This is a genomic window from Alloalcanivorax profundimaris (genome assembly GCF_015265435.1).
In the GTDB taxonomy this organism is placed as follows: domain Bacteria; phylum Pseudomonadota; class Gammaproteobacteria; order Pseudomonadales; family Alcanivoracaceae; genus Alloalcanivorax; species Alloalcanivorax profundimaris.
This window is the reverse complement of sequence record NZ_JABJWH010000040.1, coordinates 217,612-240,417: the sequence shown is the minus strand read 5'-3', so window position 1 is coordinate 240,417 and position 22,806 is coordinate 217,612. Positions and strand designations below refer to the sequence as shown.

23 protein-coding genes and 1 pseudogene are annotated in these 22,806 nt (G+C 62.1%); 9 read left to right on the top strand and 15 right to left on the bottom strand.

Annotation, left to right across the window (positions count from 1 at the left end):
• Positions 1 to 8: 8 nt before the first annotated feature.
• From fadA to HMJ39_RS18560, 5 genes and pseudogenes are all read left to right on the top strand, one after another.
• Entirely contained in the window at positions 9 to 1,184 is a 1,176-nt protein-coding gene (fadA, locus tag HMJ39_RS18575; RefSeq protein ID WP_161383516.1) for an acetyl-CoA C-acyltransferase FadA, read from the top strand.
• 258 nt (positions 1,185 to 1,442) lie between these two features.
• Complete coding sequence (locus HMJ39_RS18570; RefSeq protein WP_161383517.1) at positions 1,443 to 1,700, top strand: type II toxin-antitoxin system ParD family antitoxin; 258 nt, start codon at positions 1,443 to 1,445, stop codon at positions 1,698 to 1,700.
• A 302-nt stretch (positions 1,701 to 2,002) separates the two neighbouring features.
• Positions 2,003 to 2,312: pseudogene (locus tag HMJ39_RS18995) on the top strand (integrase core domain-containing protein); the annotation flags it as partial.
• A 586-nt stretch (positions 2,313 to 2,898) separates the two neighbouring features.
• Complete coding sequence (locus HMJ39_RS18565; RefSeq protein ID WP_161383518.1) at positions 2,899 to 3,837, top strand: retron St85 family effector protein; 939 nt, start codon at positions 2,899 to 2,901, stop codon at positions 3,835 to 3,837.
• The gene (locus HMJ39_RS18560) at positions 3,830 to 4,777 is read left to right on the top strand and encodes a retron St85 family RNA-directed DNA polymerase (RefSeq protein WP_161383519.1); all 948 of its coding nucleotides are present in this window, start codon (positions 3,830 to 3,832) and stop codon (positions 4,775 to 4,777) included. Before HMJ39_RS18565 ends, HMJ39_RS18560 begins: the two co-directional genes overlap by 8 nt.
• A gap of 77 nt (positions 4,778 to 4,854) precedes the next feature.
• On the opposite strand, the gene HMJ39_RS18555 is transcribed toward HMJ39_RS18560, so the two are convergent.
• The 15 genes from HMJ39_RS18555 to HMJ39_RS18485 all read right to left on the bottom strand — a co-directional run bounded on the left by HMJ39_RS18555 (position 4,855) and on the right by HMJ39_RS18485 (position 19,474).
• Positions 4,855 to 5,733: a hypothetical protein gene (locus HMJ39_RS18555; protein WP_161383520.1), complete on the bottom strand. Its 879-nt coding sequence runs from the start codon at positions 5,731 to 5,733 to the stop codon at positions 4,855 to 4,857.
• A gap of 293 nt (positions 5,734 to 6,026) precedes the next feature.
• On the bottom strand, positions 6,027 to 6,443 hold the full coding sequence (locus tag HMJ39_RS18550; protein ID WP_228462461.1) for a nuclease-related domain-containing protein: 417 nt from the start codon (positions 6,441 to 6,443) through the stop codon (positions 6,027 to 6,029).
• Positions 6,444 to 6,612: 169 nt separating this feature from the next.
• Positions 6,613 to 7,191, bottom strand: a complete 579-nt coding sequence (locus tag HMJ39_RS18545) for a DUF3299 domain-containing protein (protein WP_161383521.1) — start codon at positions 7,189 to 7,191, stop codon at positions 6,613 to 6,615.
• 1 nt (position 7,192) lies between these two features.
• Positions 7,193 to 7,750: an FtsX-like permease family protein gene (locus tag HMJ39_RS18540; RefSeq protein WP_161383522.1), complete on the bottom strand. Its 558-nt coding sequence runs from the start codon at positions 7,748 to 7,750 to the stop codon at positions 7,193 to 7,195.
• Positions 7,726 to 8,439, bottom strand: a complete 714-nt coding sequence (locus HMJ39_RS18535; RefSeq protein WP_161383523.1) for an ABC transporter permease — start codon at positions 8,437 to 8,439, stop codon at positions 7,726 to 7,728. The genes HMJ39_RS18540 and HMJ39_RS18535 overlap by 25 nt, the downstream gene beginning before the upstream one ends.
• Positions 8,429 to 9,148 (bottom strand): ATP-binding cassette domain-containing protein, encoded by a 720-nt coding sequence (locus tag HMJ39_RS18530; protein WP_161383524.1) that lies wholly within the window; start codon positions 9,146 to 9,148, stop codon positions 8,429 to 8,431. The genes HMJ39_RS18535 and HMJ39_RS18530 overlap by 11 nt, the downstream gene beginning before the upstream one ends.
• A gap of 2 nt (positions 9,149 to 9,150) precedes the next feature.
• Positions 9,151 to 9,738, bottom strand: a complete 588-nt coding sequence (locus HMJ39_RS18525) for a ZrgA family zinc uptake protein (protein WP_194298445.1) — start codon at positions 9,736 to 9,738, stop codon at positions 9,151 to 9,153.
• 117 nt (positions 9,739 to 9,855) lie between these two features.
• Entirely contained in the window at positions 9,856 to 11,121 is a 1,266-nt protein-coding gene (locus HMJ39_RS18520; protein WP_194298444.1) for a hypothetical protein, read from the bottom strand.
• A 120-nt stretch (positions 11,122 to 11,241) separates the two neighbouring features.
• On the bottom strand, positions 11,242 to 12,486 hold the full coding sequence (locus HMJ39_RS18515) for an MFS transporter (protein WP_194298443.1): 1,245 nt from the start codon (positions 12,484 to 12,486) through the stop codon (positions 11,242 to 11,244).
• 42 nt (positions 12,487 to 12,528) lie between these two features.
• Complete coding sequence (gene hpxK / locus HMJ39_RS18510; protein WP_194298442.1) at positions 12,529 to 13,812, bottom strand: allantoate amidohydrolase; 1,284 nt, start codon at positions 13,810 to 13,812, stop codon at positions 12,529 to 12,531.
• Positions 13,809 to 15,059 (bottom strand): pyridoxal-phosphate-dependent aminotransferase family protein, encoded by a 1,251-nt coding sequence (locus HMJ39_RS18505; protein ID WP_194298441.1) that lies wholly within the window; start codon positions 15,057 to 15,059, stop codon positions 13,809 to 13,811. Before HMJ39_RS18505 ends, hpxK begins: the two co-directional genes overlap by 4 nt.
• 168 nt (positions 15,060 to 15,227) lie before the next feature.
• Positions 15,228 to 16,073: a MurR/RpiR family transcriptional regulator gene (locus HMJ39_RS18500; protein ID WP_194298440.1), complete on the bottom strand. Its 846-nt coding sequence runs from the start codon at positions 16,071 to 16,073 to the stop codon at positions 15,228 to 15,230.
• Between the two features lie 103 nt (positions 16,074 to 16,176).
• Positions 16,177 to 17,427, bottom strand: a complete 1,251-nt coding sequence (locus tag HMJ39_RS18495) for a type II toxin-antitoxin system HipA family toxin (RefSeq protein ID WP_194298439.1) — start codon at positions 17,425 to 17,427, stop codon at positions 16,177 to 16,179.
• Entirely contained in the window at positions 17,424 to 17,729 is a 306-nt protein-coding gene (locus HMJ39_RS18490; protein ID WP_194298438.1) for a helix-turn-helix transcriptional regulator, read from the bottom strand. Before HMJ39_RS18490 ends, HMJ39_RS18495 begins: the two co-directional genes overlap by 4 nt.
• Positions 17,730 to 17,881: 152 nt before the next feature.
• Complete coding sequence (locus HMJ39_RS18485; protein ID WP_194298437.1) at positions 17,882 to 19,474, bottom strand: ABC-F family ATPase; 1,593 nt, start codon at positions 19,472 to 19,474, stop codon at positions 17,882 to 17,884.
• A 184-nt stretch (positions 19,475 to 19,658) separates the two neighbouring features.
• Here HMJ39_RS18485 and HMJ39_RS18480 point away from each other — a divergent pair, with 184 nt between their 5' ends.
• The 4 genes from HMJ39_RS18480 to HMJ39_RS18465 are packed head-to-tail and all read left to right on the top strand — an operon-like array spanning position 19,659 to position 22,789.
• Positions 19,659 to 20,291, top strand: coding sequence for a penicillin-binding protein activator LpoB (locus tag HMJ39_RS18480; protein WP_194298436.1), 633 nt, complete (start codon positions 19,659 to 19,661; stop codon positions 20,289 to 20,291).
• Positions 20,275 to 21,525 (top strand): hypothetical protein, encoded by a 1,251-nt coding sequence (locus HMJ39_RS18475; RefSeq protein ID WP_194298435.1) that lies wholly within the window; start codon positions 20,275 to 20,277, stop codon positions 21,523 to 21,525. The genes HMJ39_RS18480 and HMJ39_RS18475 overlap by 17 nt, the downstream gene beginning before the upstream one ends.
• A complete protein-coding gene (locus HMJ39_RS18470) occupies positions 21,522 to 21,974 on the top strand; it encodes a putative periplasmic lipoprotein (RefSeq protein ID WP_194298434.1) in 453 nt (150 codons plus the stop codon). The genes HMJ39_RS18475 and HMJ39_RS18470 overlap by 4 nt, the downstream gene beginning before the upstream one ends.
• Positions 21,971 to 22,789 (top strand): hypothetical protein, encoded by an 819-nt coding sequence (locus HMJ39_RS18465; protein ID WP_194298433.1) that lies wholly within the window; start codon positions 21,971 to 21,973, stop codon positions 22,787 to 22,789. Before HMJ39_RS18470 ends, HMJ39_RS18465 begins: the two co-directional genes overlap by 4 nt.
• The last annotated feature ends 17 nt before the right edge of the window (positions 22,790 to 22,806 follow it).

The following is a 22,806-nucleotide window of genomic DNA, read 5'->3' as shown; positions in this document are numbered from 1 at the left end:
ATCTGGAAATGAGTTTGAATCCGAAAGACGTGGTCATCGTCGATGCCGTGCGCACCCCGATGGGCAAAAGCAAAAACGGCATGTTCCGCAACGTGCGCGCGGAAAAACTCTCCGCGCTGCTGATCCAGGCGCTGATGGCGCGCAACCCGGACTGGAGCGTCGAGGAAACCGAAGACGTGATCTGGGGCTGCGTCAACCAGACCAAGGAACAGGGCATGAACATCGCCCGCAACATCGCCATGCTGGCCGGCGTGCCGCGCACCAGCGCCGCGCAAACCGTCAACCGCCTGTGCGGCTCCTCCATGCAGGCCCTGCACAGCGCCGCCCAGGCCATCGAAACCGGCAACGGTGACGTGTTCGTGATCGGCGGCGTGGAGCACATGGGCCACGTGGCCATGGACCACGGCGTGGACCTCAACCCCGAGTTGTCCAAGTACACCGCCCGTGCCTCCAACATGATGGGCCTGACCGCCGAAATGCTCGGCCGCATGCACGGCATCACCCGTGAACAGCAGGACGAATTCGGCGTGCGCTCCCACAAGAAAGCCTGGGAAGCCACCGAACAAGGCCGCTGGAAAAACGAAATCGTGCCCATCGAAGGCCACGACGCCGACGGCCGCAAAGTGCTGTGCGAAATCGACGAAACCATCCGTCCCAACGCCAGCCTCGAAGACATGCAGAAACTGCGCCCCGTCTTCGACCCGGTCAGCGGCACCGTCACCGCCGGCACCTCCTCCGCCCTCTCCGACGGCGCGGCGGCCATGCTGGTGATGAGCGCCGAAAAAGCCCAGGCCATGGGCCTCAAACCGCGGGCCAAAATCCGCAGCATGGCCGTGGCCGGCTGCGACGCCGCCATCATGGGCTACGGCCCGGTCCCGGCCACCCAGAAAGCGCTCAAGCGCGCCGGCCTGACCATCGACGACATCGACTACGTGGAGCTCAACGAAGCCTTCGCCGCGCAATCCCTGCCGGTGCTCAAGGACCTCAAGCTCCTCGACAAGATGAACGAGAAGGTCAACCTCAACGGCGGCGCCATCGCCCTGGGCCACCCCCTGGGCTGCTCCGGTGCCCGCATCACCGGCACCCTGCTGAACGTACTGGAAGGCAACGACGGCCAGATCGGCCTCGCCACCATGTGCATCGGCCTGGGTCAGGGCATCGCCACGGTGATCGAGCGGGTGTAACCACCCTTCTCTTCACCGTTGCCGAGAGCTGAAAAGCCCCGGCGGGTTCGCCCGCCGGGGCTTTTTTACGGGTTCAGCGCGCCCAAACCCCTCCTACCCGGGGGGCTGGGTTCTTGATGTAGGAGCGACGTCAGTCGCGATGAAAATGGCACCACCGCTGATCCAGTCAGAAGCGCCTCCCCTTTCTACCCCCCAAAGATGGACAAACTTTGTCCGCCGCATAGCATAACCATGTACCCCAACCCCAGGAGAGTGAGCATGCACATCTCACTACCCCCCGAACTGGAAGCCCACATCAAAATCAAAGTGGAAAGCGGCCTCTACAACAACACCAGCGAAGTCATCCGCGAGGCCCTGGGCTTCGTGAAAACCCATGAAGAATGGATCAATGAACTCAAGCTCGCGCGCCTGCGTGAGCAGCTGCAGCAAGGCGTGGATCAACTGGACTGCGGCGAAGGCACACAAATCACCTCCAAAGCCGGCCTGGACGAATTGTTCGAAGACTTGAAAACATAACCATGCCACATCACAGATCCTCTCATCCGCCGCTCGCGAGAATCTGGTAGCAATTCGGCATATGGCACTCTCTATTGGGGAAGGCCCCGCTCCGACAAAATACCTGGACACTCTAAAAAAGCAATCTGGTCGCTTCTGGAACATCCAGAGACAGGCAGAGCAGGCACTGAGTTCTCAAGTGAAATACGTAGCCTACCGGTGTCCAGTCACGTCATTTTCTACCGCATCTAGCAGAAACAGCTTGAGGCCACCAGGATTCTTCATGCCCGGCAGGATGTTGATCGGCATCTTTGATGAATCAGTACGATCTATTCCACCAGCTCTAAGAGATCGAACACCGCACAGCCCGCGCCCGGCGACCGCAATCCAACGGCTTAGTGTAACGCATGCACCGCACGTTGCTGGATGAGCACTTCCGGATCAAGAGCCGCGAAAAGAGGTATGAGAGTGTCGACGAAATGCAAACCTACCTGGACGACTACCTAGTTCCCTACAACACCAAACGCCCCATCAGGGGGCGACATGAACGGCAGAACGCCCTATGCCGTGTTCGTGAAAGGCCAGCTAAAGGAGAAGAAAGTCGCTGCAAAAGCCACCGCACAAACGGCATAACTGAAACTGCCCGTCAGGAGTGGACTGACAAGTAATAAACATCACTGTAAAAACCACAATTCCAGATTAGCCGCCAGCACGGCCCTGACAAACTAAACACATATCAACTTTAGAGGCGGCGGCGTCTTATCTTCATAAAATGCATCTGAAGCATGCCCCCGAAACTAGGCCAAATTTACACTTTCATCTGGCCACCCGATAATAATTTAATATCCAACACGAACACCAAAGCAAGCTTGACAGGCGAACATTTTTTTGCTTACATTTCGAAGCTCTTTAGCGTTTGAGCTTACACATTAATCGTGCTGTGAGCTTAGTCGGGCGATAAGCCAGACTCAAAGTATTGCTTGCATTTATGGCCGCAGATACCTTCTGCGGCTCTACATTCGCAAGCTCATTCCGACCCGCAGAAGGTATCTGCGGCCGGCTTCAGGTAAAGAGCTCCTTATATGAAGCAGTCAGAGCGACCTTAAGAATAAGAATGGCAACTAACGCCCTTTTTGCAGTTATCACTAAACCACATCAAACCCATCTATATCTAGATGTTTGCTTCCGCTTGACTGTTCGAAAATGGATCTAAGCGTTCATGGAAGAGCAAAACCAAGCGGAAGATTATCATCTAAATATACTGTCAAAGATTGACCTTGATAAATCACGCTTTTCCCCTTCATCCTCTCCGATTATTCTATTGTGCGGTGGAAAAGTTACTGGAAACCAGCACCCTGCCTCTTTTCGTCATGCTCTAATTAATTACATTCCCTCCCCTAAATATGAATTTTTTTGCCCAGAGGAGATTACTGACTGGAAGGAGGATGCCGTTTTTTACGATCTCCTAGATCTAGAAAAAGAATTAAGCTCTATCTGCAACTTAGTCGTGGTAGTTCTAGAAAGTGAGGGCGCATTCGCAGAACTAGGCGCATTTTCTCAAATGCCAGACCTAAAAGGAAAGGTTTATGCAATAAACTCGGAACCCTTTAGTTCTTTAGACTCCTTTATAAACCTTGGCATCCTTAGGCATATTGAGAAAACCTCCAATACAAGTGTCAGAATCTATCCCTGGGACACAGGCCACCCAGAGGAAATTAGCAACCACACAACTCAAGATGCGATAGAGGACATACATGAACAAATAAGAAAAAGCCGATCTCAGCATAACTTCAATTCAGAAAACGGATCTCATATAATAACACTCATAGCAGAGCTAATAAAAATTTTCGTAGCACTGAAAGAGTCGGAGATATTAACCTACCTAGACCTTTTGGGCATCAGCATGAAACGAGAATCCTTAAGAAGGAAGCTATTTATTCTCGAGAGATTCAGAATTGTAAAAAATAGTAGATATAGCGACTCATCTTTTTACATGAGGATCACAGACACCTTTAGTGGAATAAAATTTGGCACCAGAGAAGATTTTCATTATGACCGATTGAGAATTTCTTTACGCTGTAAAGAGCTATATTCAAAAGAGAGAAAACACAGACACAGGGACCGTGTTATAAAGGCATCGGAGAGCAACGATGGATGAAACAGTTTTTCAGTCACTTTTACAAAAAGAACTCGCCATCAGCACATCTGAATCCGGCCGACTAATAGCAAGAGCTCCATATGCGTATAAAACTTATAGCATTAAAAAAGCTAATGGCGGCCGAAGGACTATTTCACAACCAGCAAAAGAAACAAAGTTCGTTATGCGCTGGCTTGTAGATCGAATCTTTTCTAAACTCCCGATTCATGAATGCGCCTCAGCCTATCAAAAGGGCAGCAGCATTAAAAGAAACGCCATCACTCATTCCAATAATGGTTATATTGCAAAATTTGATTTTAAAGACTTTTTCCCCTCCATAAAGAGGGAAGACATAGAGACTCATCTTTACCAGTATTTACCTAAAGATTTAGAACTAGACAGAAAGAGCATCAGCCAAATAGCTCGCCTATGCACCATCTCGACAGGCGGAGGCCGCCTAGCATTAAGTGTGGGGTCGCCTGCCTCACCCGCACTTTCAAATTCAATTATGTTTGATTTTGACACAATAATAGCCAACTGGTGTTTTTCTAATTCGATTTTTTATACTAGATATGCAGATGATTTGACCTTTTCAACCAACAGGAAAGGTTTAAGTTTCTTAATCCTCGAGCAGATACACAATACCCTAAGCGAGGTAAACTACCCGCAGCTAAGCATTAACGACAGAAAAACCGTCTACTCTTCAAAAAAAGGACACAGGAGAGTTACTGGGGTCGTAATTAATAACAACGGCAAGCTTTCCCTTGGAAGAGAAAGAAAAAGGAAAATAAGCTCCATGGTTCACAAATCTTGTCTGGGAGTTCTTTCAGACGATGAAACCAGACATCTGCAAGGGCTACTAGGTTTCGCAAAAGATGTGGAGCCCTTATTTATCATAAGATTGAAAAACAAATACGGCAAAAGAGCAATACAAGAAATTTTCAACTCCCAAATTATTTGACCCCCCCCCCCACGTCGATGGCAGGAGATAAAGAGGGACAAAACCCTAGCCACCTTTAAGTATGCAAAAAATACAAATCATCTCTGCAACCCTCCCACAATTTCAGACAAAACAGCATAATCATAGCCACCTTTTTCACCAAAAGGGAAAGCAGAATAGTACTGGCAGTATGTATACATATTATTTTCTTTATTTATAGCCATACAAGAAAATCTAACCATAACACCCAAAACACCCTTTTTTCTTAAAGCTAACCATTTATCTCTATTCATCTCTATAAAGTCATAAACACAACGCCTCAGCCTCTCATTAAGGTTGGTCTCATCGTCGCCAACCAAAACTTTAAACCCATCGTTAATTATACGTCCAGCATCTATAGCAACGATACCTCTAGTAGCATTATTACCAACGCCTCTCATTCTCTTTTTTATCTGCTTTATCGCTCTATTTACATTTCGGCAGGCGCTGTTTTTAGACACGGGCCTCTTGCATTCAATTAATAGTCTTATCCCATCATTCTCCACCACCACATCCGTAACCGAATCAAAACCAACCACAAAGCCACTACCCATAAAGCGCCCAGCCACCAAAAGCTCAAAAGCAAAATTACGCGCCCTATTCCCGGACGCCCCTTCATCTTTATAATTATCTGGCCCGCTAACAATCTTTTCTATCCTGTCTTTTATCAATGCTGGCTGAACACCACCTATAGTTTTGTGGATGAAAATGATCTCGTTGGCTTCATAAAGCGCATTGAGATAAGAAGAAAGCTCTTCGTTTATCTCTTCAAATTTTTCATTCTCATAAAGAGCAACCAGAACATCGATCAATTTCCGATATGCCGCCACCCTATTATTGTCAGTTGAAAACCCAATTTCTCGCAACCACTCCTCAGCTTCGACAAATTCATTACGCAATTCATCGAAGCTCTGCGCACCTACCATTTCAATGGTCATAAAATTCCTCGAATTCACTAATAAATCGATCTTTAGTCACCCATTTTATAATGGATCCGGACGCCCTAAACATGTAACCCCCTACAAAAGCAGACTATCTTCGCCGCCAGCCAAAAAACTACTTCGCCCCCAATTTATAACCCCACAAAACACACGCACTCAATACTCCAGGTTCTCCTCATCTTCATTAATTCCGCCCAGTCCCACCAACATCAGTGCTTCGATCCCCACTTCCCGCTGCCCTGTCGTGTTAGTAGAATTACATTATTGGTATTGGCACCGCCGGCTTACTTTTATCGTATGCTTTTGATATTGCGCCGTAACCCCAGGGGAAACAGAGGCGGCCCGGGGCCGGCGGTTTGCTTGCGGTGGTCGTCGCCCTGCAAACGGTTGATCGCGACCAGGCCGTATTGGCGCGCCTGTTCCAAGGGGTTGCTGACGGTTTTTAGGCCGGAGGGGGTGTGAATGTCCGCGTGGGTGGGAGTAAGACGCCGGAGGGTATCCGGTTTCCAGTCCTTTACTTCCAGGAACAGCAGACCCCGCCCGGGGTGCAGGACGATAAAATCCGGGTAGCGGCGCTGTCGGCCGAGGGGAATGTCGTACCAAACGGTGTAGTCGTCTTCAAGCAGGGTTTCGAGGCGCTGGCCCAGGCAACGTTCGCCGGGCGTCATATTACGGAGGGTGCTGAGGTTGGGGATCACCGTCGCCATGCGGTTTATCCCCTTCGCGGTGCCCAGTCCGGACCTAGGTAATCAGACATCCGTTTCCCCTTTATCCCCTTATTAGCCGGGCTCTCCAGGCCGGCTTTTTATGTGAAGCAGTTCCGAATTTACCTATCCCGCCAATAAATGCAAGGAGCTTGTTCCTTCGAATTGAGGGTTATTCGTCCCCTTTATAAAGCCCGGCGCTTTCGGCCTCCAGTACGTAACCGGCGGTGCCGTATTCCGTGTCCTGGGAGTCGACCTTGAGGGTGCCTTCGATTTCCACGGCGTCCCACATCATGTCCACGGGCATGCCCTCGCCCTGCATTTTGACCAGCACCACCTGGTTGCGGGGCGGCGGGGGGAAGTGGATGCAGGCGCCGAAGTACGGCACCAGCAGGAATTCGCGCAGGTGTTTGTCGTCGCCTTCCAGGGGGACCACGAAGCCGGGGAGAGTCAGGGCGGTGTCGTTCAGGTCCTGGCGCAGGGGTGCATTGCTCCAGGCGTCCTGCATGGCGTCGAAGAGTTGCACGGCGCGGGCGTCGGTGTCGTCGAGCTGGTCGGGGGAATTCTCGCCGTAGATTTCCTTTGAGATGGCTTCGTATTCGGCGCGGGGGTCCCAGTCCTTGGGGACCAGGGTGTCCCAGACATTGGATTCCGCCTGGACGTCCGGAGGCTCGGCGGGCGGGGCGGGCTCGGCTCCGAACGCCGTGGTGCTGAGTAGCAAGGCGACCAGGGCAAGGGAAAGGTGTTTCATGTCAGCTCCGGGGAGTGAGGCCGTCGGCGAGGCTGTTGCGGAAGGCTTTTTCGGCCGGCAGCAGGCCGGCCAGGGAGCCGGCCAGCAGCACGGCGGCGACCAGGGGCAGTTCGCGCCACGCCAGCAGGTACGAGGGCAGCCGCAGGGACCATTCCATGAGGGCCCAGGGGGCAAGGATCTGTTGGGCGGCGAACAGCAGCAGCACCCCGCTGGCGCAGCCGGCCAGGGTGAGGCAGAGGCTTTCGCCGACGATCACGCCGTAGACGGTGCCCCGGCCGGCGCCGGCGGCGCGCAGCACGGCCAGTTCGTGGCGGCGGCCTTCCAGGGCCGCCAGCACCGTGGAAATCAGTACCAGCAGGGCGACCAGGAACACCGCCACCGAGGCGGCGCGCAGCGCGTTTTCCACGTTGGCGGTCATGCGCCACAGGCGCTGTAGTTCCACGCCGGGGATGATGGCGCTGAGCGGTTCGCCGTCGTAGTTGGACAGTTCCCGTTGCAGGCCGAGGATGGCGGTGCGCTGTTTCAGGCCCAGCATCACGGCGTTGACGGAGTCCGGCATGTCGCTGGCCGCCGGGCCGCCGGGCCGCCCGGTGTTGGATAAGCGTATCGCCCGCCGCTGTGAATCAGCGCCATGGCCTGCAGGGAGATGTACAGGCCCTGGTCCACTGGGGTGCCGGTGGGCGCCAGGACCCCGCTGACGGTGAAGGGGTGATCCGCGTGTTTGATGATGGCCGGGCCGCCGCCCGAGCCGTGGGCCAGCACCACCGAGGTGCCCGGGCCGTAGCCCAGGCGCCGGGCCACGTCGCTGCCCAGCACCACCTGGTCGGGGCCGGCGAACCATTTACCGGTGGCCAGTTCCAGGGGGCGGTCGCGGCCGTAGCGGTAGTGTTCCAGGTAGCTGTCGTTGGTGGCCACCACCGGGAAGCCGCGATGGAAGTCGCCCAGTGAGATGGGAATCCACCACTTCACCTTGGGGTGGGCGGCCAGATGCTCCACGGTGCGCCATTCAATGCCGGCCGTGGGCTCACTCAGGTGGAAGACGCTGTAGAGCAGGATGTTGGTGGCCCCGCCCCGGGCCCCCACGATCAGGTCCATGCCGGAGACGGTGCTGGCGAAGTTGGCGTGCACCTGGTGGCGCAGCCGCTCGATGCCCAGGATCATCACCAGACTCAGGGCGATGGCGGCAACGATCAGGGCCGCCGAGGTCTTGCGGGTGGCCAGGGAGGCCAGGATCACTCTAGGCAACATGGTGGGCCGCCCGGTTGAGCTCGTCGAAGGAAAGGGCGCGATGGAAATACCCGGCCACATCCGGATCGTGGCTGACCATCAGCAAGGCGCTGCCGCTGCGTTCGCACTGTTCCGCCAGCAGCCGCATCAGGCCATCGCGGTGCTCGGTGTCCAGGGCCGAGGTGGGTTCGTCGGCGACAATCAGCTCCGGTTCGCCGTAGAGTGCCCGGGCCGCCGCCACGCGCTGCTGCTGGCCGAAGGACAGTTGATGGGCGGGCAGCCGCGCCACCGTCGAATCCAGGCCCAGCCGGCCCAGCAGGGCCAGGGCGGCGCTCTCTTTTCCGGCTTTATCAGCCGTATCGGACGTATCGGCGCGGCCCTCGCGTTGCCGGCGGCGTTTGGAGAACGAGGGCGTCAGGCGCACGTTGTCCAGGGCGGAGAGATAGGGCAGCAGGTTGAAGGCCTGGAAAATCACCCCGATGTGGTCCGCCCGGAAGGCATCACGGCGGCGCTGGGACAGCTCCGAAAACGGCTCGTCGGCCACCCGGATGCGGCCGCGCTGCAAGGGGCGGATGCCGGTGATCAGTGACAACAGCGTGCTCTTGCCACAGCCGCTGGGGCCATGGATCAGCACCCGTTCGCCGGCTTCCAGATGAAAGCGCTCCACGGCGATGAAGGGCCGTGTCTGGCCCGGGTGATGGAAACGCAGGTCCTCCACCTCCAGCGCCATGGTCACTCCAGGGGCAGCCGGGTGTCGCCGGGGCTCAGGGTGCGGGCGCCCTGCCCGCTCGGCAGCAGCAGGATCACCTCGGTGGTGAGGCTGGGAAAGTCCGACAGGAAGGGCCAGGTCACCGCGTCCAGTTCGGCGATGTGGTCACACTGGTAGGTCCAGGTCGCTTCCAGGTCCTGATGGTGGGCGTGACGGTCGCCATGGTCATGGTCATGGTCATGGTCATGGTCATGGTCATGGTCATGGTCATGGTCATGGTCATGGTCGGCAGGATCGTGACCCTCTGGAAACAGTTCCGCCAGCCCGCTGACCCGCTCATCCTTCAATTCGCAGCCCGCCGCCTCCGCCGGCCGCGGCGCGGTGACTTTGGCCATGCGTTCCCGGTAACGCTCGCGCTCCGCGGTGTCCGCCGGCGACCGCTCGGCGCCGACGATATCCATCAGCGGCGCCCGGAACGACAGCGTCAGAGAGTCACCTTCCACCACCAGAGCCGCCTCCGCGCGGCCGTGCTGATGCACCGGCGCGGCCTGGGCCGTGGCGCCCAGCAGCACCCCGAAAGACACGAGGGGCAGAAGAGTCCGTCGATTCATGGCAGCTCCCGGGATCGGCGCATCAAAGACGTTATAAGATAACATTCTTGACGCACCACACAACCGGCTGACGAAAAACGCCGTTCCTGCCACCCCCGTCAGCAGAACTCCGCCGGATTATTCGCCCATAAAGAGAACGGTCTGCGTTTCGCCTCGTCGACCTTCGTGGACGTGTTCCCAGGTGGCGTTCACCGTGGGTTCGGCCTCGCTCAGGTCGACGGTGGCATCGACCAGGTAACCAGCCATGGACATGCCCAGCAGACGGAGGGCTCGGTCGTTCGTGCTGACCACTTCGACGACCACGATATCCCCATACTCCACGTCGTTCTCAAGCTGCTCGGAGGGCGGCCCGCCTTCAAAGAAACCGAACGGCGCGCCGTCCAGGCCCTCGCCCGCGCTGGCGATCACGAAGGGCGCATCGCTGTTCTCGCCGATGCCAATGGCCAGCGGCAGCAGATCCGCGAAGTCCTGAACCAGGTCCTGGTCGTAGAGCGGGTCGAAGGCCAGGCGGCGGATAGCTTCGAAACGCGGGTAGTCGTCACCCGCCGGCTGGCCGGTCGCCCGGCCCTTGGCGAAGGTGGCGTCGATAAAGTAGGTGGCGCCACTGGTGCCGTCGATCTTGAAATCGTCGCCGCTGCCCAGGGTGCTCAACCAGTCCGAGCTTTCCTCGAAACCGGTGGCCGTATAGAACCCCTCGGCGGACTGGTTGCTGCCGTAAACGGCGCCTTCCCGGGTGACCAGGAAAGTCATGCCGTTGGTGGTGTCGACCGTGTGATGCACGGTGCCACGGTACAGGCCGGCATTGGTCAAATGCAGCGCCAGGGTGACGTGGTCCTGGGCGTCCGCCGTGGCCACCAAGGGGTGGGGGCCGCCGGGCAAGTCGTTGGTGAGCATGTCCAGGGCGGAGGCGATCGCGGTTTCAAAGGCCACCGGGTCCAGGCTGAAGTCGATGGCCAGGCCCAGGTCCTGGTGCGAGGCGGGATCGATCTGAATGCCGTTGGCCAGGTCCTGGTCGGCGTCCAGGCTGATCAGGAAACGGCTGATGTTGATCACCGTGTTGTCGTTTTCATCGGCGTCCTCGCCGGCCAGGTCCGCCGGGGTGATGAAGACGGTGTTGCCGTCGACCACGGTCTCGCCCAATTGAATGTCGCCGATCAGAAAACGTGCCGTGGCGCCGTCCGGGCAACGCAGCAGGCCCTGCTCCCCGGTGGTCTGGGTGCTTGAACCATCGCAGGTGTAGTGCAGGCCGGTGACGGCGTTGTCCACGAAGTGGGCGGTGCGGGCAACGGCCCCCCCATCGCTACTGGAACTGCTCGACCCGCCACAACCGGTCATGGCCAGGATCGCGGCCATGGCCGCCCCGGCGTAAATGCTTTTATCCATCTTATCCCCCAAAATTTCATGTAGTGCGCCCTTGCTGTTATGTGTACCCAGACGCATTGCCGAATGATTCTAGACACGCTCCTCGGGAATACCGTGACGCAAAACACATTCCACCTCCCCCTATTCAGGGTTTTTTGCGCCTGTTCCGCTCCGGCTAATCCATTGCCAGCCGTAGTGCCGGGCGTAGCGGCGCGGGTTGAAGCGCAGCGCCATGGCGATGAGCAGCACGTAGAGCGCGCCGAGCCCCACCCAGGCCAGGGCGAAGTCGCCGAGGCGGTCGCGGATCAGGCCGGCCAGGAACGGCGAGAAGGCGGCGATCAGGTAGCCGATGCCCTGGACGATGCCTACCAGGGCGCCGGCGACTTCCGCGTTGTCATGGTGGTCCATGGCGACGATCAGGCTGAGCGGGAACAGCCCGCCGATGCCCAGGCCCAGGAGGGTGGCCACCAGCAGCGGCGAGCCCAGGGGCCAGCCGGCCAGCAGCACGAACCCGGCCAGGGCGCTGGCGAGCACCGCCAGCAACGCCGGGCGGCGGTCCGGGCTTTTCAGGACCAGGGGCGGCAACAGCAGGCCGGCCACCACTTCCATGGCGGTGAGAAAGCCGAGCAGGCCGCCGGCCTGGCTGGGGCTGAAGCCCCGTGCCACGTAGTACGGCGGCAGCCAGGCCAGCACGCAGGTGTAGCCGGCGGTGCCGAGGCCGAAGAACAGCGCCAGGGTCCAGGTGCGGGGACGCCGCCAGAGGCCGGCGGTGGGCACGGCGGCGCCTTGCGCCGGCGGCGCGCCGAACACGGCCCGGCCTCGCCACCAGGCCAGCAGCGCCAGCACCGCGAGCGCGGCCCATACCGCCAGGCCAGCCCGCCAGCCGCCGGCCAGGGTGGCCAGCGACGGCGCCAGGGAGGACGCCAGGGCGGCGCCGCCCATCACCGCGGCGATGTACCAGCCCATCACCAGAGCGGTGTAGCCGCCGGCGCGGCGTTTGATCAGCGCCGGCAGGCGCACCTGCAGGAAGGCGATGCCGAAGCCGGCCACCAGGGCGGTGAGCATCAGGCCGGCCAGGGTCTGGTTGGCCAGGCGGGCCAGGTCCGCCAGCAGGATCATCAGCAGCGAGGCCACCACCAGGGCCGGGTCGCCAAGGCGGCGCGCCAGGCCAGCGCCGAGAAAACAGCCGGCGGCCATGGCCAGCACCGGCAGGGTGGTGAGCAGGGCCAGGCCGGTATAACTGGCGCCCAGTTCCGCCTGGATGCGGTCGGCCAGGGGGCCCACGGCGGCCATGGAAGGCCGCAGGTTCAGGCCCACCAGTACGGCCACGGTGATCATGCCGGCCAGGGCGCGGCGCGGTAACGCCGCCGGGGTTGGGGTGGTCATGGTGCTTCCTCGCTGCGTGAAAGAGCGCGGAAGTCTGGGACCTTAACCGTGGTTCAGGTCAAGGGCGGTGTTGGTGGCGACATCGGTGGCGGCCTGGGTGTAGGCCTGGATCGCCTGGGCCACGTCCGCGGTGGTGACGGACTCGGCCGGGTGATGGCTGATGCCGCCTTTGCAGCGCACGAACAGCATGCCCACCGGCCAGTGTTCGGCCATGGCGATGGCGTCGTGGCCGGCGCCGCTGGGCAGGTGGGGGGCGCTGCCCTGCACCGCCGTGACGGCGCTGGCCAGTTGCTGTTGCAGCCCGGCGTCGCAGGCGGTGGCGGCGATGCGGTAGAACTCGTCGGCGTCGAAGGTCAGGTCGCGGCGTTCGGCGATGGTGTGGGCGCGGGCCAGCAGGTCGTCGAGCAGGGCCTCCAGCGGTTCTTCCTCCGGGCCGCGAATGTCCAGGGTCAGCCGCGCTTGCCCGGGGATCACGTTGACCGCCCCTGGCTTGCACTGCAAGGAACCCACGGTGGCCACCCGATCCTGGCCGGCCTGGCGGGTGACCTGTTCGACCACGGTCATCCATTCGGCGGCGCCGGCCAGGGCGTCGCGGCGCTGGGCCATGGGCACGGTGCCGGCGTGGCCGGCCTGGCCGGTGAAGGTGCAGTTGAGCCGGCGGGCGCCGTTGATGGCGGTGACCACGCCCAGGGCCAGGTCGGCCTGTTCCAGGCAGGGGCCTTGCTCGATGTGCAGTTCCAGGTAGGCGGCGATGTCGCCGGCCGGGCGGGCGGCGTCCGCCACCCGTTGCGGGTCCAGACCAAACTCGCTCATCGCGCCGGCGAGGTGGATGCCCTGCCCGTCCTTCTGGTCCAGCCAGCCTTCCGGCCAGGTGCCGGCAATGGCCCGGCTGCCCAGCAGGGTGATGCCGAAGCGGGTGCCCTCCTCGTCGCCGAAGCCCACCACTTCGATGGCCAGGGGCAGACGTGCGTTTTGCCGGTGGAGGTGGCGCACGGTTTCGATGGCGGAGAGCACGCCGAGCATGCCGTCGTAGCGGCCGGCGTCGCGGACCGTGTCCAGGTGCGAGCCCAGCAGCAGGGCCGGCGCCTCCGGGGCGGCCCCTTCGTAGCGGCCACGGATATTGCCGACGCTGTCCTGGTGGACGCTCATGCCCGCCTCGCGCATCCAGTCACCGGTGAGGGCGTTGGCGCGCCGGTGTTCCGGCGACAGGTAAACGCGAGTCAGGGCGTCCGGGGTTTCGCTGAGGGCCGCCAGTTCATCGCAGCGGGCCATCACCCGCTCGGCGGCGGCGCGGGCCTGGTCCGGGGTCATCGCGGCGGCGTTCATGCGGCGCTCCCCGCGTGCCGGTCGTAATAATCCCAGGCGGCCTGGGCTCCGCCGCCCTGGGGCGCGCGGAAGCCAAGGCGGAGCAGCACCGCTTCCAGGGCGGTGAGAGTCTGCAGCACGCAGTCCCTGCGGGCGTTGTAGCCCATGGTGCCGATGCGCCAGATCTTGCCCTGCAGGGGGCCGAAGGAGGTGCCGATTTCAATGCCGAAGTCGTTGAGCAGCAGGCCGCGCACCTGTTCGCCGGGGATGCCCTCCGGGATTTTGACGCACAGCACGTTGTTCATCTTGTGCTCCAGGTCGCCGAAGGTTTCCAGGCCCATGCCCTGGACGCCGTGCAGCAAGGCGGCGCCGTGCAGGGCATGGCGGGCGATGGCGTGGTCCAGGCCTTCCTGAAGAATCAGCCGGGCGCATTCGCGGGCGGCGAACAGCATGCTGGTGGCCTCGGTGTGGTGGTTGAGGCGTTCCGGGCCCCAGTAGTCCATCACCATGCCCAGGTCGAAATAGTTGGAGGCGATCATCTCGTCCTCGCCGTCCTGGTGGGCCTCGGTGCGGATGCCCTGCTCCACATGCTTGCGACGGCGCATCACCGCTTCCATGTTCGGGCCCAGGGTGATGGGGGCGCTGCCGGACGGGCCGCCCAGGCATTTCTGCAGGCCGGCGGACACCGCGTCCAGGCCCCAGGCGTCGGCTTCCAGGGGGTTGCCGCCGAAGGAGGCGGTGGCGTCGGTGTAGAACAATACGTCGTGGCGGCGGCAGATCTCGCCCAGCTCCGCCAGCGGTTGCAGCTGGCCGGTGGAGGTGTCGCCCTGCACGGTGAGCAGCAGGCGCGGTTTGACGCGCTTGATGGCGTCCTCGATGGCCTGGGGCTCGAACACCTGGCCCCAGGGCACCTCGATGCTGTGCACCTCCGCCCGGCAGCGGCGGGCGATCTCGCACAGCAGGTGGCCGAAGCGCCCGAACACCGGCACCAGCACCCGGTCGCCGGGACGGATCGCCGACACCAGAATGGCCTCGATGCCGGCCCGGGAGGTGCCGTCCACCAGCATGGTCCAGCGGTTCTCGGTGCGGAACAGGGCCCGGTAGAGCGCCATCACCTGGTTCATGTAGCCGGTCATGGCCGGGTCGTACTGGCCCACCAGTTGGGCGGCCATGGCACGCAGCACCCGGGGGTCCGCGTTGATCGGGCCGGGGCCCATCAGCAGACGGGCCGGTGGGTTGATCTGGTCGAACTGGTTGATGTCCAGCATGGCGTCCTCTGTGCGGGTGAAGGCATCGCGGCATCGCGGCTGAAGCCGCTCCTACGGGGCCTGGTGGCGGCTTGGCGCCACGAAACGATAGTTTCAATAATACATAACTGAAACAGTTGTTCCAAGCGTGGCATCAAGGCGCCCTGGCCGCTCAGGCGGAAGGAAGCGCTAGGGGGAGGGTTTTTCCAGCTCGTCCAGGTCGTCGTAGAGGTCGGTGATCTCGTGGATACGCCGGCGCCCGTCGGCCAGCACCTCATGCAGCACGGCGTTGGCCAGCAGGCTGGCCAGGCTCATGGCGGCGGCGTAGCTGTCGAAGGCGGACAGGCTGTCCAACGGCACCGGGAAGTGCCAGCGGGCCAGCTCCGGCAGCGCTCGGGCCTGGGGTTCGCACAGCAGCACCACCGGTATCTTGCGCTGCCGCAGGCTTTTCAGCAGGGGCGCGATCAGCCGAGGGCGGCGGCGAAACGCCACCACCAGCACCACGTCCGCCGGGGTCAGATCCACCAGCTCTTCCGCCAGGGTCTGGCCGGGTTGCGGCGCCAGACGCACCTGGCCCCGGGCCTGGATCAGCTGCTGGCGCAGGTGCAGCGCCACCGGGTAGGCATTGCGCTGGCCGACGATCAGTACCTGGCCGGCACCGGCCAGGGCCGCCGCCGCCTCGCCCAGCCGGCGGGCGTCCAGGCCGGCCAGACACTGGTTCAGGTTGGCCAGCTCCTGCTGGTAATGGCGGGCCGGCAGGGTGTCGCCGTCCGCCAGGCCACGGGCATCGGCCAGGGGCACGCCGCTCTGGCGCAGGGCGCGCAGCTCGTCGCGCAGGGCCTTGTAGCCGCTGTAGCCCAGCCGCTTGAACAGACGGCTGACGGTGGGCTTGGAGACACCGCTCACGCGCGCCAGCTCGGCGCTGTTGTAGCTGATCAGGTCGTCGTAGTGGTCGAGGATAAAGTCCGCCACCCGCCGTTCCTGGGGGGACAGGCTTTGGTAGTGGGCGCGCAGACGCTCATTCAGTGGTTGCATCCGGTTCTCTGAAACGGTGGGCGTGAAACCTTTGTTTCAGGGACCATACCACAGGTGTCCGCCGGGAGCGCTCCGCGGCAACATTATCCGGTCCCATGCGCCATCAAAGGCGGAAGTCATCGTGGAGCGCACGCCAATGGGCCCGCAGCGTCTGCTTGTGTCCCTGGTCCATGGGCAGGTCATCCAGCGCCGCCGGCCAGAGCGTTCGCGCCTTCTCCATAACGTCCAGCAAGACTGGCCGGATCGCGCGCCAGGGCACCCCGGCTTTCAATGCCCAGGCCTGGAAATGCGCCAGCGTCAGCTCATACCAGGATTTGGTCTTGCCCAGGTTCAAGGCGAACTCGCTCTCGTTGGCGATGTAGGCACGGGTGGTGACGATGTCATAGGCAGGGGCCAGAGTGGGAGTCTGCTGATCCTGGTACAACAGGCTCCAGTTCTTCAGATGGGCATCACCATTTGCCAGAAGCGCGTTGCTTAACAGGCGCCGGGCCAGTTGTTGAACATCCACCAGCGCCTGCCCGGAATACTGATACAGGATGCGACCAATCTGTTCGTAGTTGGCGGACCGGTATTTTTCGTGGGCGTACTTGACCAGAACCTGGGCGAAATCCTCCATGTGGATTCGCTCCGCGCCGTCTCGATCGAAACGGCGGATGGCGAACGCCAGCTCTTCGTCGGGCAGGTTGATGTCGGGGAGGTTATCCAGTTTATCCAGCGACACCAGTCGAATGTCCGGAATCTCCACGCCAACCATCGCGGCCAGCATCATGGCGCTGTATTCGTTCTCGGGAACCCGGCGATGGGTGGTCGAGGGTGTCTTGATAATCCAATCACCCAGTTCATCGCCGACCGCCACGTTGAAGCGGCCATCCCGCTCCTTCATGGAGAATTTCATTTGCACGCCGGCCAGCGAGAATTTTTTTTCGCCCTTTCCCGGCACCAGCGTCAAAGGCGCCACCTTGCCCAACTCCGATTTCAAACCCGGCGGCAGATCATCCGGATGGGCCGGCTCGGCGACAAGCGCACCGGGCAGATCAGCACCGAGATAAGCCATCATCTCGAATTCATTGTTCTCGTGAACCTTGAGCGATTGCGCGATAAAGGCTCGCAACGCCCCTTCCGGCAGCAGGTTGGACAACACCGGATGAAGCCGTTGCCGGGTCACCCAGGGTTTGGACAATAATGGTTGAGCGTTTGGGAAGGCAGGGCTGGTGATCAAGCTAAAGGTCGGGCGAAGCGGATCATCCCGGAAGCCGGCATCGAAAGTCAGGATGTTGCGGCCGTCCCGGGCCCCCACCAGATAACCCACCAGGCGGCCATGCAACGAAAGCGCAAGGACCCGGGCCTCGTTCATGCGTCGTCGTCCAGAAGCCCCGCCCACGGATCCTCGGCGTTGGACAGCGTGGGCTTGCCGACCTGGCCGCTCCCCTCGCCATCCAGCAGCGCCCGCACCTCAAGGAGTTTTTCCCTGGGGATAAGCATCACCTCGCTGTCCAGCCCTTTGGCGACCAGCTCCAGGGTGTCCAAGCGGGGGTTACCCTTGGCTTCCAGGTACTGATATTGCTGACGGAGCATACCAATCCGTTGCCCCATATCCTCCTGGCGCAAGCCGAGCGCCTTGCGGCGCTGTTTGATCTGCTGACGAAGAGAAGCCATAAAAGCGTCTCCTGGGTTGCTTTCTGCTCAATAAGAAATATATGGGTTTCTTATTACATATCAAGCAATTTAATTATTGCTTCCCAAAAAGCAGAGAGGCAAAAATCGCCGAAAGCAATTCATGAATTGCCTATCAAACGCTTTCCAGCCGCTTACGCCACGCCCTGGCTGCGCAGGTAGTCCTCGTAGCTGCCGTGGAAATCGACGATGCCGGTGGGGGTCAGCTCAATGATGCGGGTGGCCAGGGACGATACGAACTCGCGGTCGTGGCTGACGAACAGCAGCGTGCCCGGGTAGTTTTCCAGGGCCAGGTTGAGCGACTCGATGGACTCCATGTCCAGGTGGTTGGTGGGTTCGTCGAGCAGCATGATGTTGGGGCGCTGCAGCATGATCTTGCCGAACAGCATGCGGCCCTGCTCGCCGCCGGAGATCACGTCCACGGTCTTGTTGATCTCCGTGGAGGAGAACAGCAGCCGGCCCAGGGTGCCGCGAATCACCTGTTCGTCGTCGCTGGGTTTGCCCCACTGGCTCATCCAGTCGAACAGGTTTTTCTTGTCGGCGAAGTCGGCGGCGTGGTCCTGGGCGTAGTAGCCCAGGGTGGCGTTCTCGGACCACTTCACTTCGCCGGCGCCGGGCTCCAGGTCGCCCACCAGGCAGCGCAGCAGGGTGGATTTGCCGACGCCGTTGGGGCCGATGATGGCGATGCGCTCGCCCACTTCCACGCGCAGGTCCAGGTCGGAGAACAGCTCTTCCCCGTCGAAGGATCTGGCCAGGCCCTTCACTTCCAGGGCGTTGCGGAACAGCTTCTTGTCCTGCTCGAACACGATGTAGGGGTTCTGGCGGCTGGAGGGTTTGATCTCTTCCAGCTTGATCTTGTCGATCTGCTTGGCCCGGGAGGTGGCCTGCTTGGACTTGGAGGCGTTGGCGGAGAAGCGGCTGACGAATTGCTGCAGGTCGGCGATCTGCGCCTTCTTCTTGGCGTTGTCCGCGCGCTTGCGCTCCAGGGCCTGGGTGGCGGCGGTCATGTACTCGTCGTAGTTGCCCGGGTAGACGCGCAGCTCGCCGTAATCCAGATCCGCCATGTGCGTGCACACGCTGTTCAGGAAGTGGCGGTCGTGGGAAATGATGATCATGGTGCACTGGCGCTGGTTGAGCACGTCTTCCAGCCAGCGGATGGTGTTGATGTCCAGGTTGTTGGTGGGCTCGTCCAGCAACATGATGTCCGGATCCGAGAACAGCACCTGGGCCAGCAGCACGCGCAGCTTCCAACCCGGCGCCACTTCGCTCATGGGCCCGAAATGCTGCTCCACCGGGATGCCCACGCCGAGCAGCAGATCACCGGCGCGGGACTCGGCGGTGTAGCCGTCCAGCTCGGCGAATTCCGCCTCCAGCTCGCCGGCGCGGATGCCGTCTTCCTCGCTCATCTCCGCCTTGGCGTAGATGGCGTCGCGCTCTTCCTTCACCGCCCACAGTTCCTCGTGGCCCATGATCACGGTGTCCACCACCGAGTACTGCTCGTAGGCGAACTGATCCTGGCGCAGCTTGCCGACCCGCTCGTCGGGGTCCTTGGACACATTGCCGGCGGACGGATCCAGGTCGCGGCCGAGGATCTTCATGAAGGTGGACTTCCCGGAGCCGTTGGCGCCGATCAGGCCGTAGCGGTGGCCGTCGCCGAATTTCACGGAGACGTTCTCGAACAGCGGCTTGGCGCCGAACTGCATGGTGATGTTGGCGGTGGTGAGCAAGGTTGGAATCCGGCTTGGTGTGGTGTGAGGGGTCGAAAAGCCGGCGGAGTATGGCACAGGGGCCGCCCCGGGTCACACCGGCCTTGATGCTTCGCCTACCCCATATGGGGCATGCCGGCCGTCGCCGGGCTGTCTAGCATTCCGCTTAATCCTTCCCCAACCCGAAGACGACGAGAGGCGGAGCATGACGATCCGGACCCTGAGCGTGGCGGCGGTGGCCGCTGCCCTGTTGGCGGGCTGCGCGCCCAGCCAGGTGGACAATGTACGTGGCCAGGCCACGGTGTACGAGGACCCGCGGTCCTCCGGCCGGGTGCGGGGCGTGGGCATCGAATCCCAGGACGTGGTGGCGATGACCGACGAAATGATGCGCGACATGCTCGCCAACCGGATTCTGGCGGCGCGCGCCACGCCGCCGCGCATCATCATCGACAACGAATACTTCCGCAACGAGAGCAGTTCGATCATCAACACCAACCTGCTCACCGACCGGCTGCGCGTGGAACTGAACCGGGCCGCCAACGGCCGCATGGTGTTCGTGGGCCGCCACTACGCCGACATGGTGGAAAAAGAGCGCGAGCTCAAGCGCGATGGCGCCGTGGACGGCGGCACCATCCGCAAGACCCAGGCCACCGCCGGCGGCGACTACCGGCTGGGTGGGCGCATCGCCTCCCTGGACGCCATCGACCGGAACACCCAGACCCGCTCCCGCTACCACCAGGTGACCTTCGAAATGGTGGACCTGGAACTGGGCACCATCGTCTGGAGTGGCGCCTATGAGATGCGCAAAGCGGCCCAGGACAATGTGCTCTATCGCTAAACGGGGCGCGGCGGCGCTGGTGGCGGCCTCGCTGCTGGCCGGCTGCGCCACCGGCCCCACCCAGTACCAGGCGCGTACCCTGTCCGCCGGCCAACAGGATCTGGTGGCGGACAAGCCCGCCGAACTCCAGCCCCTGTACCGGGAGCTGTTCCAGGAGGGCCGCCGCAACGAAGTGCTCAACCTGATGGAGATCGGCGCCGCCGCCTGGCGCACCGGCCATTACGATCTGGCCCGCGCCGCCCTGGATGAAGCCATCCTCAATATCGAGAGTGTCTACGCCGACAACGACGCGGCGCGGCGGGCCCGCAGCCTGTGGTACGAGGAAGGCGAGAAGGACTTCAAGGGCGAGCCCTATGAACGGGCCATGGTGTTCTATTACCGGGGCCTGCTGTTCCTGCGCGACGGCGATTACGGCAACGCCCGGGCCAGCTTCCTGAGCGGCCTGCTGCAGGATGCCTTCGCCGAGGAGGAGCAGCACACCACGGACTTCGCCTCGCTGATCTTCCTGGCCGGCTGGGCGGCGCGGCTGGACGGTAACCCGACCCTGGCCGAACAGCATTTTCAGGAGTACCGGTTGTTCCGCCCGGACGGGCCGATTCCGGAGGCCGGCGACAACCTGCTGGTGGTGGCGGAAACCGGCAGCGCGCCGCGCAAACTGGCGGACGGCGTCGGCCACTACCAGCTGGTGTACCGGCGCGGCAAACACATCCGCGCCCATGGCGCGCGGCTGGCCGCGCCCGCGCCCCGTGATCTGTTCCCGGCGGAGGACGTGTTCTTCCAGGCCTCCACCCGGGGCGGGCGCACCGTGGACCGCATCATCGAGGGCCAGGTGCGCTTCAAGAAGAACACCCAGGCCACCGGCGACGTGCTCACCGCCGCCAGCCAGAACAGCGCCGTGGCCGGCCTGAGCGCCGCCGCCGGCGGGGCGGTGGCCGCCGGCTTCCACACCATCACCGCCATCGGCGTGGCCGCCGAGGGGCTGTCCGCCCGCTCGCGCACCCGCGCCGACACCCGTTACTGGCACCGCCTGCCGGACGGCTTGCACCTGGCCACCCTGCGCCACGCCCCGGACGGCGGCCCGCTGCACGTGCGCTTCCTGGATGAGCACGGCCAGCCCCTGGCCGGCGCCGACGTGGACGCCGCCGTGCATTTCGATCACCGGGGCAACGGCCTGGCCTTCGCCAGCCACCGCCCTCGGCAACACCGCTCCCTGAAAGAAGGAACCGCGCCATGACCGCCAAGCCCCTGTTGATCTCCGCCCTGCTGGTCGGCGCCGCCCTGGTGGCCGGCTGCCAGTCCGGCATGAGCAAGAAGGAATACCAGCAACGCACCGAGGCGCGCGGCTACAACACCGTGCTGTTCACCGACTACGACCTGAACCGCAACTTCAAGGACGGCCTGGTCGGCCCCAACAAGGTGATCCGCCTGACCAGCACCGGCCACGGCATCCAGCGCACCGACACCGGCACCTCCCAGGTGTGGGTGGAGCTGCGCAACCACACCGACTACGACTACCAGGTGGAAGCGCGCACCCGCTTCTACACCGAAGGCGGCATGCCCACGGACGCGGACCCGGTGTGGCGCCGGCTGACGGTACCCGCCAACGGCAACGCCGTGTACCGGGAAAAATCCGTCGGCACCGAGCGGCTGCAATACCGCGTGGAAGTGAGGCAAACCCGATGAAAGCGTCCAGCCTGCTGGCCCTGGCCCTGATCAGCGGCCCCGCCCTGGCCGCGTCCGACCACGAGGCGGCGCCGATGATGGCCCCCGCCCAGGCGCCGCTCACCGAGGACGCCTACCGGGAAGGCCAGGGGCCGGAAGGACGCCAGGGCCAGCCCGAAGCCATCCTCGCCGCCTTTCGCCAGCGTTTCCAGGCGCCGCGCATCGCGGTGCTGTGGAATCGCGCCCTGCCCGACCGGGTCAGCGACTGGTACGGCCGCTACCGGGCCAGCGTGGGGCAAAGCGCTTCGTTGAGCGGCCAGGCCAACGGCGAAACCGTGGACCTGCGCGGCAAGGCCAGCGCCGGCGCCCAGGCGGAAACCCGTGGCCCGCGCCCGGCGGAGTCCGGCCCCGGCGCCGCCTTCGAGCTCCAGGACGGCCTGATCAGCGCCTTCCAGGACGGCGGCGCGCGCGTGGTGGACCAGAGCCTGGCCCGGCGCCTCACCGACAACGCCCTGGAAGACGGCACCTTCTCGCGGCTGTCGCCGGACCGGGCGCGGCTGGGGATGCGCGCCCTGGCGGAGCACGCCGACTACGTGCTGGAACTCACCGCCGGCCCGCGCTTCGAGGACCAGCCCAGCTACCGGGTGCGGGTGCTGGCCACGGACGACGCCCGGGTACTGGCCACCTTCGTCACCAGCGGCCGCCCGCCGGAGGAGCGCCGTGACTACCAGTGGGTGGCCACCGCCAACGGTTACCAGAAACGGGACAAACCCCTGTCCCTGAATGAAGTGGGCCGCGAACTGGCCCTGCGCACCATGGAAAAAATGAACAACTGAAGAAATGAACAACTGGG

What these genes read in the sequence shown, in the direction of transcription:
- fadA (WP_161383516.1), top strand. Translation starts at nt 9, where the DNA reads ATGAGTTTGAATCCGAAAGACGTGGTCATCGTCGATGCCGTGCGCACC.
- HMJ39_RS18570 (WP_161383517.1), top strand. Translation starts at nt 1,443, where the DNA reads ATGCACATCTCACTACCCCCCGAACTGGAAGCCCACATCAAAATCAAA.
- HMJ39_RS18565 (WP_161383518.1), top strand. Translation starts at nt 2,899, where the DNA reads ATGGAAGAGCAAAACCAAGCGGAAGATTATCATCTAAATATACTGTCA.
- HMJ39_RS18560 (WP_161383519.1), top strand. Translation starts at nt 3,830, where the DNA reads ATGGATGAAACAGTTTTTCAGTCACTTTTACAAAAAGAACTCGCCATC.
- HMJ39_RS18555 (WP_161383520.1), bottom strand. Translation starts at nt 5,733, where the DNA reads ATGACCATTGAAATGGTAGGTGCGCAGAGCTTCGATGAATTGCGTAAT.
- HMJ39_RS18550 (WP_228462461.1), bottom strand. Translation starts at nt 6,443, where the DNA reads ATGGCGACGGTGATCCCCAACCTCAGCACCCTCCGTAATATGACGCCC.
- HMJ39_RS18545 (WP_161383521.1), bottom strand. Translation starts at nt 7,191, where the DNA reads ATGAAACACCTTTCCCTTGCCCTGGTCGCCTTGCTACTCAGCACCACG.
- HMJ39_RS18540 (WP_161383522.1), bottom strand. Translation starts at nt 7,750, where the DNA reads ATGCCGGACTCCGTCAACGCCGTGATGCTGGGCCTGAAACAGCGCACC.
- HMJ39_RS18535 (WP_161383523.1), bottom strand. Translation starts at nt 8,439, where the DNA reads ATGTTGCCTAGAGTGATCCTGGCCTCCCTGGCCACCCGCAAGACCTCG.
- HMJ39_RS18530 (WP_161383524.1), bottom strand. Translation starts at nt 9,148, where the DNA reads ATGGCGCTGGAGGTGGAGGACCTGCGTTTCCATCACCCGGGCCAGACA.
- HMJ39_RS18525 (WP_194298445.1), bottom strand. Translation starts at nt 9,738, where the DNA reads ATGAATCGACGGACTCTTCTGCCCCTCGTGTCTTTCGGGGTGCTGCTG.
- HMJ39_RS18520 (WP_194298444.1), bottom strand. Translation starts at nt 11,121, where the DNA reads ATGGATAAAAGCATTTACGCCGGGGCGGCCATGGCCGCGATCCTGGCC.
- HMJ39_RS18515 (WP_194298443.1), bottom strand. Translation starts at nt 12,486, where the DNA reads ATGACCACCCCAACCCCGGCGGCGTTACCGCGCCGCGCCCTGGCCGGC.
- hpxK (WP_194298442.1), bottom strand. Translation starts at nt 13,812, where the DNA reads ATGAACGCCGCCGCGATGACCCCGGACCAGGCCCGCGCCGCCGCCGAG.
- HMJ39_RS18505 (WP_194298441.1), bottom strand. Translation starts at nt 15,059, where the DNA reads ATGCTGGACATCAACCAGTTCGACCAGATCAACCCACCGGCCCGTCTG.
- HMJ39_RS18500 (WP_194298440.1), bottom strand. Translation starts at nt 16,073, where the DNA reads ATGCAACCACTGAATGAGCGTCTGCGCGCCCACTACCAAAGCCTGTCC.
- HMJ39_RS18495 (WP_194298439.1), bottom strand. Translation starts at nt 17,427, where the DNA reads ATGAACGAGGCCCGGGTCCTTGCGCTTTCGTTGCATGGCCGCCTGGTG.
- HMJ39_RS18490 (WP_194298438.1), bottom strand. Translation starts at nt 17,729, where the DNA reads ATGGCTTCTCTTCGTCAGCAGATCAAACAGCGCCGCAAGGCGCTCGGC.
- HMJ39_RS18480 (WP_194298436.1), top strand. Translation starts at nt 19,659, where the DNA reads ATGACGATCCGGACCCTGAGCGTGGCGGCGGTGGCCGCTGCCCTGTTG.
- HMJ39_RS18475 (WP_194298435.1), top strand. Translation starts at nt 20,275, where the DNA reads ATGTGCTCTATCGCTAAACGGGGCGCGGCGGCGCTGGTGGCGGCCTCG.
- HMJ39_RS18470 (WP_194298434.1), top strand. Translation starts at nt 21,522, where the DNA reads ATGACCGCCAAGCCCCTGTTGATCTCCGCCCTGCTGGTCGGCGCCGCC.
- HMJ39_RS18465 (WP_194298433.1), top strand. Translation starts at nt 21,971, where the DNA reads ATGAAAGCGTCCAGCCTGCTGGCCCTGGCCCTGATCAGCGGCCCCGCC.